The 12458-nt window shown below is 36.9% G+C and carries 15 protein-coding genes; all 15 read right to left on the bottom strand.

The features are described 5' to 3' along the window. Positions 1–3: 3 nt before the first annotated feature. The gene (locus AAG186_RS03200; protein WP_342621992.1) at positions 4–2601 is read right to left on the bottom strand and encodes a tape measure protein; all 2598 of its coding nucleotides are present in this window, start codon (positions 2599–2601) and stop codon (positions 4–6) included. Continuing rightward, a complete protein-coding gene (locus AAG186_RS03195; RefSeq protein ID WP_200542656.1) occupies positions 2598–2849 on the bottom strand; it encodes a hypothetical protein in 252 nt (83 codons plus the stop codon). The genes AAG186_RS03200 and AAG186_RS03195 overlap by 4 nt, the downstream gene beginning before the upstream one ends. An 83-nt stretch (positions 2850–2932) precedes the next feature. After that, positions 2933–3292, bottom strand: coding sequence for a hypothetical protein (locus tag AAG186_RS03190; RefSeq protein ID WP_275143481.1), 360 nt, complete (start codon positions 3290–3292; stop codon positions 2933–2935). 15 nt (positions 3293–3307) lie between these two features. Then, positions 3308–3736, bottom strand: coding sequence for a phage tail tube protein (locus AAG186_RS03185; protein WP_275141632.1), 429 nt, complete (start codon positions 3734–3736; stop codon positions 3308–3310). A gap of 59 nt (positions 3737–3795) precedes the next feature. Then, positions 3796–4110: a hypothetical protein gene (locus AAG186_RS03180; protein ID WP_275139393.1), complete on the bottom strand. Its 315-nt coding sequence runs from the start codon at positions 4108–4110 to the stop codon at positions 3796–3798. After that, a complete protein-coding gene (locus tag AAG186_RS03175; RefSeq protein WP_342621991.1) occupies positions 4107–4631 on the bottom strand; it encodes an HK97-gp10 family putative phage morphogenesis protein in 525 nt (174 codons plus the stop codon). Before AAG186_RS03175 ends, AAG186_RS03180 begins: the two co-directional genes overlap by 4 nt. Then, entirely contained in the window at positions 4622–4939 is a 318-nt protein-coding gene (locus AAG186_RS03170) for a hypothetical protein (protein ID WP_342621990.1), read from the bottom strand. Before AAG186_RS03170 ends, AAG186_RS03175 begins: the two co-directional genes overlap by 10 nt. Then, positions 4932–5300 (bottom strand): hypothetical protein, encoded by a 369-nt coding sequence (locus tag AAG186_RS03165; protein WP_342621989.1) that lies wholly within the window; start codon positions 5298–5300, stop codon positions 4932–4934. The genes AAG186_RS03170 and AAG186_RS03165 overlap by 8 nt, the downstream gene beginning before the upstream one ends. A 16-nt stretch (positions 5301–5316) precedes the next feature. Continuing rightward, the gene (locus AAG186_RS03160) at positions 5317–6423 is read right to left on the bottom strand and encodes a Rho termination factor N-terminal domain-containing protein (protein ID WP_342621988.1); all 1107 of its coding nucleotides are present in this window, start codon (positions 6421–6423) and stop codon (positions 5317–5319) included. A gap of 4 nt (positions 6424–6427) precedes the next feature. Beyond that, complete coding sequence (locus AAG186_RS03155; protein ID WP_200542642.1) at positions 6428–7039, bottom strand: DUF4355 domain-containing protein; 612 nt, start codon at positions 7037–7039, stop codon at positions 6428–6430. A gap of 166 nt (positions 7040–7205) precedes the next feature. Beyond that, positions 7206–7430 (bottom strand): hypothetical protein, encoded by a 225-nt coding sequence (locus AAG186_RS03150; RefSeq protein ID WP_200542640.1) that lies wholly within the window; start codon positions 7428–7430, stop codon positions 7206–7208. Further along, positions 7405–8988: a minor capsid protein gene (locus AAG186_RS03145; protein WP_342621987.1), complete on the bottom strand. Its 1584-nt coding sequence runs from the start codon at positions 8986–8988 to the stop codon at positions 7405–7407. Before AAG186_RS03145 ends, AAG186_RS03150 begins: the two co-directional genes overlap by 26 nt. After that, positions 8966–10294: a phage portal protein gene (locus tag AAG186_RS03140; RefSeq protein ID WP_342621986.1), complete on the bottom strand. Its 1329-nt coding sequence runs from the start codon at positions 10292–10294 to the stop codon at positions 8966–8968. The genes AAG186_RS03145 and AAG186_RS03140 overlap by 23 nt, the downstream gene beginning before the upstream one ends. Next, on the bottom strand, positions 10294–11667 hold the full coding sequence (gene terL, locus AAG186_RS03135; protein WP_342621985.1) for a phage terminase large subunit: 1374 nt from the start codon (positions 11665–11667) through the stop codon (positions 10294–10296). Before terL ends, AAG186_RS03140 begins: the two co-directional genes overlap by 1 nt. Further along, positions 11648–12112 (bottom strand): helix-turn-helix domain-containing protein, encoded by a 465-nt coding sequence (locus AAG186_RS03130; protein WP_342621984.1) that lies wholly within the window; start codon positions 12110–12112, stop codon positions 11648–11650. The genes terL and AAG186_RS03130 overlap by 20 nt, the downstream gene beginning before the upstream one ends. Between the last annotated feature and the right edge of the window lie 346 nt (positions 12113–12458).

Below are 12458 nucleotides of genomic sequence, written 5' to 3'. Positions count from 1 at the left end.
CTCCTATCCGACTCCTAATGCTTTTAATTGTTTTAACTCTGCTTTTTTAAGCTGTTGATTCAGTTTGACTGAATCCATATAGATATCTGTATCTTTTTCATAGATACGACGCAAGTGAATATTCATTTCCATAAGGATTTGAATGATTTCAAGGCGTTCTTGCACATTCTCACGATAGGGAGCTCCTTGTTTTGCAGGTACAACAGACTCACCTTTATGGAGTAACGCATATCCAGTCTCCGGTACATAGTTTGTACCTTTTTCATATGCTGGAAGTTTTGGAATTTGTGGTACTGGCAATGGATTATAATCCCAAAAACCACTAAATGGTTTAGCACCCAATATCGATATATTCTTGATACCATTGAGGATGCCATTTATCGAGTTGAATGGTAGTGCAATTATTTTGTTAATTCCACCAATCAATGCATTAACGATCGCAGAGAACGCATTGACAATACCTGCTTTAATTCCGTCAAAAACTTTACCACCCGTGTTAAAGACCTTGAGGATAAAATCCCAAGTATTACCCCAAATCTTTCCGATAGCCGTTGTTATAGAATCAAAGATTTTAACAACGCCATTCCATGCCATTTTCCAATCACCAGTAAAAACACCACGAATAAAGGTAATTAATCCTATGAACACTCCAACAAGCCCTTCTACACGTGCTCCAATGTTTTTAAAGACTGTTCCAACAAGACGACCAATTGTAGACATTGCAAACGAGAATGCTTTCATAACGATGTCTAAAACGTTAGAAAGAACCGGTCCAAAGGTTTTAATAAACCAATCTACGTAATCTTTCAGGACATCATTCCAAAAACCTAAGAGTGCGCTTGAGATAGAACGAACAAACTCAACCCAACCATCCCATAATGGTTGAACACCATCCGTCCAAATCATCATTAGAGCCTCTTTAAACGACGTAAAAACAGGTCCAATTACTGTGTCGTAGAATAAGGATAATGTTTCTTTAAGCCCTTCCCACGCCGCTGTAACTTTGTTTCTAAACTCTTCATTCGTCATCCAAAGTTGAGTTAAAGCCCCGGCGACTGCAGCAACAACCGCAACAATTCCTGCAATAATAAGTGTTGCCGGTCCTATTGCTGTTACTAGCAAGTCCAATGTCCCTTTGACCAAGCCCATTTCTCCTGTCCAAAGTTTAAATAGTCCAACGACTTTAGAAGCTACTTCGGCAACTTTTTGAAATTTACCATATAATGCAATTAATCCTAGTGCACCCAGTCCTGCACTTACTGCGGCAAGCGTAGAAACAATTGGAACTTTATGCTTCTCTACAAAAGCTCCAATCCCTTTTACAAATCCAAGAAGTTGTTCCACTTTCTCATTTACTTTATCAATACTATCCGCTTGCTCATCCCAATCGAATTCAAGTCCTGATAAGTCAACCGCTCCTCCACCAACATTTGGCACACTTGCACTACCACCATAGCCGCCTGAATCACCCGAATCTCCAACGTCTTGTTTCATTACGTGAAGATCACCATCAAAATCCGCAAGTGAACTCATTTCTTTATTTAGTTTCTTGGCAGCCTTAGTAGCTTTATTGATACCGCCTGTAGCATTTCCTGCTTGGTTACTTAAACCACCCATAGAGCTTGTTGCACTTTGTACATTGCTTCCAAGTGTCTTTGATTGTTTAATTGTCTTTCCAAACAGTTTAGCAACCCACGCAACCGCCATTTGTACTACTTTAATAAATGCTAAGATATACGGAATCGTTGCATTGATTGCATTTGTAATTGCATTAAAAAAGCCAGCAATATTTGCTTGGCCAATTGTATTGATAACATCTGCAATTCCACGAGTAATTGCAGTTTTCAAATTTGCAATAGAGGTTGCAATTCCTCCAGTAGAATTTCGAGCTTGTGCCTCAAAGCTTTGAAAACCATTAATTCCTTGCTTGTTTAATTGAATCATTGCAAGCATAAACTCATTCATCGAAACACTACCGTTACGAAGACTTTCTCCAAGTTGATCAGCACTAGCATATCCCATGGCCATCGCAACTTGTTTTAATTGAGCGGGCATTGCAGTCATCGCTGCACGCCATTCTTGCATATCAGGTTTCCCTTTTGTATAGGCTTGCGATAATTGCTCTAAGGCGGTTTTTTGTAGCTCAATAGGCGCTCCACCCGCTAGAATAGCATTATTCATTGCTAAAAACATTTCAGTTGATGCTTTAATGTTTCCGTTCGCACTTGTAAATCGTTGAACAGAAAGTGCTGCATCATTAAGTGTTGTTGGCAAGCCTTTAAGCTTGTTACTTAATCGGTCAATTGCCATTTTTGAATCACTTGCACTGATACCAAGATTACTCATCGTTCGTGGGAAGTTATTCATTGTATCAACACGCGCTATGGCACCATCGAGTCCATTAGTGATACTTTGAATAAGTTTACCAATTCCAAGTGCTAAGATAGCAGTTTTCATGAATCGAAAACCACTCACGACACCTCGCGATGTTTTCGCGGATTTGCGTTCTAAACCTTGTAAAGTGTTATTCGTACGAGAAATCTCTTTACGTAATTCATTTGTATTTGCAGTAATTAAAATCTGTAATTCTTCAATGGTCATTGTACAATGTCACCTCCTAACATAATTGTGTTTCGGCGCGCCATTTTTTCCATCTCAAAGTCACTCATTCTATCTGAATTCGTGTTTGCTTGAGATAAAAATGAATCCTTTGGATAACTTCCTGGATCATGAATTGCAAGAACAATGTATTGACCTAATAAATGATTAAGTCTATCGTCATACATCATTCGTTCTGATTCTTTCTTATTGAAAATATCAACATGCTTTTGAAACTGTTTTGGGTTCAAACTCCAATAATAATTTAAGTCTAAGCCTATCTCAATCGCACTTGATTCATTCTCACGCCAATGGTCGCCGAAACGATAAGAGATTATTTGTTCAATTCTCTGTCTACTGCTTTCGCAAACTCTTGAACTTTCGATTCCTTCAACGCTCTCATCTTCTCTACTGAGAGACCCCGCGATAAAAAACCGTCAGCAACCAGCTGTTCTGTAATATCGAGAACTAAATCGTCCATATCATTTTCTTCTTCAAGATAAGCGTCAATGCTCTTGAGTGCCAATGAACGAGACATCCCAACCTTTCCTTCCTCTGAAACTGATGCAAGTTCTACGAATGTTGAAATATTACTAATCGTTGTATTAGTCAATGCATTACCGATTGATTCTCCAGTACGTTTTTCAATTGAATCAACTGTTGAAGCATTGAATTTGAATAAAATTTTAGTCATACTTACCTCTTTCCATTAAACAGATTTTTTGAATGTTGGTGCACCAGACACACGTAAGTTTGCAGTAAAACTTGATACATCATCGAGACCTTTTGCGCCATCTTTTAAAGATTTTACGAATGCTTTAAAAGACCAAACCGCACCACTTGGGTATTTAACTTCCCAATCACGAACTTCTCGAGAGTTCGCAAGAGCCAATAATTTTTCAAAGGTTTCTTGATTGAATAGATATCCTTCAACAGAAACTTCGCCTCCATCTTTAGATCCTGCAATATATTCCTTGAAGTCACCTTCACTATCATGTGTTGTTACATCAATCTCTTCAGACTCTAATCCAATTTCTCCAATATTCGTTAAATCACCGATAGCCAAGTCTGCTTGTTCACTACCTAATTTCTTTAAGAGTAATTTTGTACCAATTGTACGTTTGGTTTCTTTTTCCATATTTACCACCTCTCTACTTTCTTCTATTTCATTAATTGTTCTAGTTCTTCTCCACACGATTACACTTTCCTTTCAAAAGTAAGATTTTGTCTGTAATATTCAGCATCAGGAATACTTCGATTGCTAACATTAATCCAATCATATTTAAATAATTTTTCAATTAACTGGAGCTCGAGTGCACTTCGTTCTTCAGAAGTTTCTGTAAAAATTTCTACACGAGCATATTGCTTAAAATATGCAATGTTATTGAGGGAATAAGCAGCAGTATAATCCAAGTCAAAAATTAAGCAAGGAAATGAAGTGTTTTCATCTGGATAGTCTTGAAATACATTTTGACAAACTGTACATAGACATTCATAGAATTCTTTTCTCATTTTATTAGTTCCTTTCTAATCTGCTTAGATATTGCCGTTCCTACTGATTTTCCTACTGTACCACTGTATCGTTTGGCTGCTGGTGACATAAACTGTTGCGCTTTCTGACCTCGAATTAAGACAAACGTTTCTTCGCCAACCGTGTAAGTTATCAGGTTGTACCGCTTGTAGTCAGGAAAATCCTTTATATTAACAAACCATGGCGTTTCTCGATATTGAAGTACAACGCCTTTAGGCACAATACTTGCTGATCCTTTACCTTTTGGACCCGTACCAAACTCTACAAAAAGTGCATGGTCATTTTTGGTATAAACCCGACCGACGATTTCGTCACCCTCGACTCTTACTTCTTTTTTAATTGAATTTATTAAATCACCTGCTGCTGATGGAGCATTGAGCTTTGCATCTTTTTGGATAGCTAAAGCCTTTCGAGTAATTTCTTTTTTACTTTCTTGAAGAACAAGTTGATGCGTACGTGATAGCTTTTTGGTTAATTTATCAAGGTTTTTAATCACTGACATAAAATCATCAAATGGGAATCATAGTGCAATACCTCTACAACTTCCATTTCCTCTCCTTTGAAATAAAGTTGCCATCCTTTTTCAACATGTTCACTGACTCCACATGTAACGACATATTTCGCATCGATATCAATACCATACGTCTCTTTTATCAGTTTATGAGATGTTGGCTGTATATTACATTGAATACTTCCTAAAGCTACCTTTTCGCCTTTTTTAGATCTACCACCTTCACTTGAACCAATTTTTTCGTATTTGTAAAACTCAACTGACTTATCGTAGAAGTACTTGCGCATCAAATTATTCATTTTTGAAGGGATGTACACCTATGACACCTACCTTTCGAAAGCGATTTAAGATAGCAGTGTGTGATGCAAATAAATCTACGTCTTTTTGTGACATCATCGACTCAAAAACTTTATTACTAAATGATATGGATTGCCCATTATCTGAAATTGAAGAAATTGTATCGTCGTCGTTTTTACGATTCATTTTCGCTTGTTCAATAATCATTTCAGCAATCGTCGATGACAAAATAAAAGGTATATCTGATCTATTGAGATATACCTTTATTCGATTTAAAATCATGTCAATTTGAACGTCAGTAATCGTGATATTTGGTTCCAAGACTTGAAGGTATTTCTTTATTTCTTGGACCATTTCCATCATTATCTAACCTCTTAAATTAAACAGATCCTGATGGATTTGCTTTTACAGTTTTTAAGAGTGCTACAAGTTCTTCTTTCTTAGTTTTTTGCCCGTAGTCAACTCCTAAAAGTTCTGCTAGTTGTTTAAGTTCAGGTACCGTCATTTCTTCAAGTGTTTTCTTTGCTGCAAGAGCATCCCCTTCAACTGCTTTTTTCTCAGGTTTCTCAATAGTTACTTCAATAACACCATTGGTAATTTCGGCAAACAATTTAATTCCGTTGAATAGCGTTGAACTTGTAGTAGCATTAACTGTATTTGCCTCTTTTACAAGACCAATTAACCCTAATTCATCCGTAACCACTGGTTTACCTTCAAAGACTTTTTTAGCCTCACCATTCACATCAATATACATTAGATTGATATTATCAACCGCAGTTGCATAAACCTTTCCACGAGGTACAGACGCATTTGTCATTACAATTCCAGCTCCCGTGAAATCTTTTAAGAGTGTTAATCCAAAACCAACGGATTCACCATTAGCAATTGCAGCTTCACCAAGGTATTCTCCTGCATCTTCCGGATTAATAAATTGAACAATTTGGAACTCACCATAATCCTCAAATAATGCATTAATTTTACCCCATGACTTACCAAATGCCCCTTGTAAAGAATCTGCTTTTAGTTTTGTTGGTGCAGTTGCTAAGAAATCGAAGAAATCAGTACGGATGTTCTTTTGCATTAAACCAAGAACTTGATTATCTGATTTATTAACGGCAGCGTCATAACCCACACGTTGTACTTCTTCCATCGTTACTGCTTTACGGTATTTACGGAAATCAACAGTATACTCTTTGTCTTTTTCACGTTTAACGTGAGTTAGTGGAATATCTTCACCTTCTCCTACAATACCTTTTGCAGCATCACCTGCTGGCTTTGTCAAAATAAATTTATATGTTTGAATCTTATTTCCTTGTTTCAAAGGAAGTGGACGTGTAACACCTAAGGCTTCTGATAGTTTGATTAAAGAAGCACTAAAGCGCTCCACAAAGTCAATATCTTGTGCAACACCCATATTAGGAGTTTTCACTAAGTTATCTTCTGCGAACAATTGAATGTCCAATGGAAACTTCATTTTTTGTTTCATTTTTCTATCCTCCATAATTAAATAATTCTGGGTGAAGTGCAATTTGTCGTAATCGCTCTTCACTATCTTTAATATCCATGATTTCTTTCTTAGTTAGTGTCTTCGTTTTAGGTCGTGTAGGAACTCCAGGTTTCGTTACAACTAGTTTTATTTGTTCCTCTACCTGCTTATTGATGATTTCCGTCAAAGCATCAATTTTAGCGACTGAATCATCTAAATCTTTCCCTAAAACAAAACTAAGTAAATCTGGATTAAGTCCACGCTTTACAAGTACTTCACCAACATCAAAACGCAAAATCTTTTCATCTAAATCTTTTTGTTTTTGTGCTACAGCTTGATCCGCAAGCTTACGGGCTTCTTCTTTGCGTTCTTCTTCCGTTAGCGCAGCCAGACGTTTCTGCTCGGCAATCGCTGCTTCAACCGCATCTTTTAATGCCTTGCTATGTTTTTCATCACGTGTTTTTACTGCTGCAGTAACAGCACGGTCAATATCTGCTTGCGTGAATACTTTCGGCTTTTCTGCTCCACTTAAGTTCTCATTACCTTCTTGTGTATCATTAGGTGCCTCATCACCAAACAATTGAATGTTTAGTGGGAATTTAATTAAATCTTTCATTTTTACCTCCTGCCCTTTAAGTTTTCTACCTTAAAGTTCTTTCTTCAAATTAAGCACTTTATAGCGTCATACTCAGGACAAATAAAAAGACGCATCATGAGCGTCTAAATTATTTTTCTACTGCTTTCCTACACATCCTTTCATTAAAAAAGACGGGGTTACCGTCTTAGTTGATATTATAGTTATTCTTCCATTGTTCAAATTCTTTTTTCAAGTCATCGAACTCTGTAGATGTTGGGTCACTTTCACTATTCCAACGCGCTATCATAAACGCATTAGTGTTGCGACCTGTTTCACTTAAAAACTTTTCAGAAAGCTCGCGATTCTTTTTAGCTTCTGTAAAAACTTTTATCTTCTTGTCTTTATCAGACAATGATCCGTGCTTTGACATGTGTGTAACCCTCCTTTTCCTTTATTGATTCAACATTAATTCGTGTATTATGTGGTAATAAAAACTCTTGTTCACTACCATATTCGGCTAAATTTGAGATGTATAACCCTTTTGTTCCTTTGGGAGCTAAAAACTCCATATAAACTTTCTTAGGTTGTTTATGCATAAATAGCATTGAAATATTGGGATTTATGGTCGTTGAAGTGAACCCTTTCAATTGAACTTCTCCAAGACCTTTTATTCCCATCTGTTCGATAGTCACACCACTTACTCCGCGCCTTAATAATGCATCTTCTTTTAACTCATGACGATTTAGTACATTGTTAAGTTTTCTCGCGTTAATTTTGAAGATATCTGGTGCAAACTCAAACTCACCTCTTAGATATCTATTCAAATCTTGATAGAGATCCCTTGAGTAAGACTGAATAAGTGATATTTCATCCAGTTCAAGAGATTGAACTAAATCAATATCCCTCATTTGATGAGTCTCTGCAAAGATGTTTCTATCATACTTTGATGTGATTCTATCTCTATCTATATTATACTTCGACTCTGCTTTTTCTTCAATATCGCTTAGCCAGTCCTCATAGGATTTTGTTGTCTTTTCTCTCAATCCAGTAATCGGATTTTTATAGACGCGATAGTCATCTACAAAATCTAAGTCCGGCACAGTTGTACTTCTGCAATTAGGATGCATGGGCGGATAATTAAGTCCTGCCTGAGCATCTTTAACTGCAAATCGTTGATTATCCAAACCAGAGCATATCACACTTGTACGACTGTCACGTGTTGCGATGTAGATATAATGTTCAATGCCTGCATCCTGATACGATTTTAGCTCGGATTGGTTCTCAAAGTAATTCATTTCTGTTCTTACCAAAACTTCAGCACGATACCGCGCAACATCGTATCTTTCTTTTAGATCATTGATAATGTCATTTCTCGAGGCCCCTGAAATCAAGGACGAATTAATAAGTTTATTCACATCATTGCTTAGTTTCCCTGTATTATCCCAAATTCGCTTTGAATAGTTTTTACTCGATATCCAACGTTGATTTAACAGTGAATTTTTAGCACTTTCACTTAAATGCTTTGTCTGTCCAGTTAAATCACGCGTCATTGATAAGTAAGTACGTTCAATTGTATTCTTATAGCCAAGCGTACTGAGTGATTTTTCATGTGACGCAATAATTCTCCGCTCATTTTCCAATTGTAGCTTTATACTCTCCTGGTCTGTTAAGCGTTTAAGATAATTACCACGAAGCCAATTCATATTGGCATTCGTATTTGCACCATTTTTAATTAAATCCTGCTGCAAGTCCTCAAGCAGTTTTTGTTTATCATGCTCGGATAACAACGCCTTTAACTGGTCAGCGGGCATTTGAATCGATTGCGAATAGTTTTTGATAATATTATCAATTCTCTTCTCTACACGTTGTAAAGAATCATTGTAGACATCCATAATTTGAGCAATTGTTTCGTTTGAAATTCGCTCCGAATAAGCAAGTCGTTCATCCTGTCTTTTAAGCCAATAATTATAGCGCTTCTTCGTCTTCATCTTGACCTACACCTAAATCGCCAAAGTTAGGAATTGCATACTTTTTACGAGCCTCTTCTTCATCTGCATCCATAGCATCAAGTATTTCCTGAGCGTCTTTGATATCTGGAAGCCAACTAATGAGCGTTGCTCTATCAACCTTGCCCCACAATAGACCAATAATTTGAGCAATTTCAAGCTTGTTTTGAGGTAGGTTATGTTTAAAGATTACATCCATGTTTGATGCATCTACATCAGCATCCATGCGTTTTAAAGCCTTCAAAACATTTGCATAAATCTCAAATCGTTCATCTAGCCCTATCGACATAAATGTCTTTTTGTTATCGATATTTTGGATAAATGGAATAATCTTTAATTCAAGCGCAACACCTGATGCATTACCAGCAAACTTTTCATCAGACAAGTTCGGAGTCATCGTAACGGTATAAATGTCATCTACTATTGATTTCTTTAAAACCTCAATTGAATCCTCATCCATGGCTTTAATAAGATATTCTGCCTTTGAGCCTTCTGGAAACATGATAACGCGATTTGCTTTAATTGAATCCATATCTTCGTCATCAACGTTTGCCCCATAAATGGCCAAAATAGCAGCAACAAGTTGTTCCTTGTCATTGATACGATCAGACTGTAATACATTGAGTGCATCATTAAGACTAATCGCTTGCTCAAAGTCACCTTGTTTTTCGTCGTTATTAAAATACTCAATCATCGGAATACGACCAAATAAATGCGGTGTCGAACGCTCTATATCAAGGATAATTCTGCCTTTCTTATCCACGAGATAAATGTTAATTTCTGAATCATCAACAATCGTCCATTCTTCAGTCTTTGCCTCATCATCTTCACTCCAAAATACACCATAAAGCTTATTTCTCTCTATGCTGTTATCATACTTAATAAATGAATAATTTGGATCTAATAGCGTTGAAATAATACTTATTTCTCCATCAACTTCTTTTGCATAGATATATTCATAAGACTTCCCGTAGATTCCTACTTTCTTACCATTGGCCAAATCAAGACGTTCGATAGTTTGCTTATTGTATTCCTCTAAAATAGGTGAAATGTCAACATCTTCATCTGCTTGATACTGTACGGGTTGATTGAATAGTGCACCTGCATTAATATCGACAATTCGCTTACAATGATTAACAACAATTCGGTAATTGGATAAATCAGGATCTTTAAGCCTATCTAAAATACGATGTCTTCCCTTATAGTAATCAAGTTGAAGATTTAACTGTGACGTTTCTTCTTTTTTTCGTTTCTTAATGTATTCAATTCGTTCACGTGTTAATTCCATTAGAATAATCCTCTCCTTGTTTTTACTTTCTTCTTACTTAAATAAATTCTATGTAAAGCCTGTGTAAGTGCATCGACTTGGTCGTCATTTGCGCCGTTCGGGAACGCTAGCAGTTCTGCAATCAGGTCATTGACCCATGGTTGTTCGTCAGGATGTGGGAACCAAACATTGCCTGCTTCCATAAACGGTGTAATTGCATTGGCTCTGGCTATCTTTGACTCCTTTGGATTGATATCAACTATCCCTGTTATGTCATCCTTCAACGAGTCAATGACAGCTGCCCCATTTGCTTTCTTCTCTACAAGTTTCGTCTTTGCTTCAGGAAAACGATTCGTCACCGTGCGGATTGCTTTAACTGTTTCTGTAAAAGATGCTCTATCACGCCATTGGTACTCCAAATATGCGTTGATACCTTTCTCGCCCCAAACTTGACCAACAACATAGTCTGATGTTTTCTTGCCTTCAAATGCCAAATCCCATGACTGTATCTTATTGGACACTTCAATTTCTTCATTTATCCGATAAAAACGGAACCAACTTTCTTTAAATATTTCACCATCACTTGGTACCGGTTTTTGTTGATACAAAGCACTCCAAACACGAGAACCAACTTCTAATTTCTTCGCTTCAATCCAAGCTTTATCGTAACCTCGTTCTGGCCATAATGGCTCACCAACTTCACGTCCTAAAATATCATTCACTTCAGCCTCACAAGGTATGATAATTGTCTCCCAATCTTTTCTAATAAAACGATTAGCTAGGTCATCTTGATGCCACATCGTCATGATCAGGATTACATTTGCTCCTGGGTGAAGACGAGTTGAAAATGTTGCCTCCCACTCATTCCATACTTTATTACGATATGTTTCAGACAAAGCTTCTGCCATGTTTTTAATCGGGTCATCAATAATTAGCAGGTCAGCTCCTTTACCAGTTACACCACCAAGTATCCCTGCACTAATCAAACCACCTATCTTATTGTCCATTTCCCATTCATTTTCGGTCGCTTTTTCTTTACTTAATCCCAAATTAAAAAGAGTCCTTCCGAACTCTTCAATTTTTTGTCTATTACGTCTACTAAAACCATCTGCAAGGGTAGAAGCGTATGCAGCTAAGATGACACGTTTCTCTGGACGCTTACATAAATAAAAACTTGGAAACGTTTCAGTGATTGTCATCGACTTACTGTGCCGTGGTGGCATTGCAATAACAATTCTTTGATTCGTTTGATAAATAAGTTTCTCTAACCGTTCACAGATAAGACGTGTATGCTTGGCATGCTGATAATTCCCGCGATGCGTATATGATACATAATCTGCATAGTGTCTTCTTGCAAGCTCTTGTCTTGCACCATCAGCAATCTTTGTTTGCAATATTTCTCAACTCCTCAGTCGTTAAATTCGCAAACGGATTGTTAATCTCACCACTATGCTCATATGAGTGTTTATCACGCCAATGTTCAGGATCAAAATTTTTTAATGCGAAAATGAGTGACGTTGGGTCTGGTGGATAATATACCTCTTCCGTATACCGAACCACATCGCCATCTTTTGTTACCTTGGCTCGCTTCACTTCTTCAGTAAACCCAAGTGCTCGTTTAACAAGAGCATTCTCGATTTCAGATACTAGAACTTCCTTACCCCGTCCAACTGCTTCACGTATCTCAGGATACTTGTTCATCCAGGCATACAACGTTTTCGGAGCGATACCTATGTTCGCTGCGATTTGTTCGTTTGAAATCTTACGAGCCCAGCTTTCGAGAAGCACTAAATTTTGGGGTTCAAGCCATTTTGCGTATTTCCCTCTTTTATTTGACATAGATATCACCTCCTTTGATTATAATTAGTTTATCAGAACTTTTTTGATTAGAAAGGAATATTATGGAAAATATACTAAACCAAATTCTGAATGAATTGAAAAGTATTAATGAACGTCTAGTATCAATTGAATCATCAACTGACGCAATTAACATTGATTCTTATAATTTCATGAATTATAACGAACTTACCGCTATAAGTAATGATGTTCGTGATATTTCAGACAAAATTAAATAATTCAAAACACCTTCGGGTGTTTTTTGTTACACACAAAAACCCAACTTAGTGGGCCAAGCCATCAATTTATATGAAATTTTAACTATCAATGTTTGGGAGATTTTTAATTT

The sequence above is a fragment of the Erysipelothrix sp. P66 genome, from assembly GCF_038682365.1.
GTDB lineage: Bacteria > Bacillota_I > Bacilli_A > Erysipelotrichales > Erysipelotrichaceae > Erysipelothrix > Erysipelothrix piscisicarius.
Note: the sequence above shows the minus strand (reverse complement) of the source record. Positions and strands in the feature narration are given on the sequence as shown.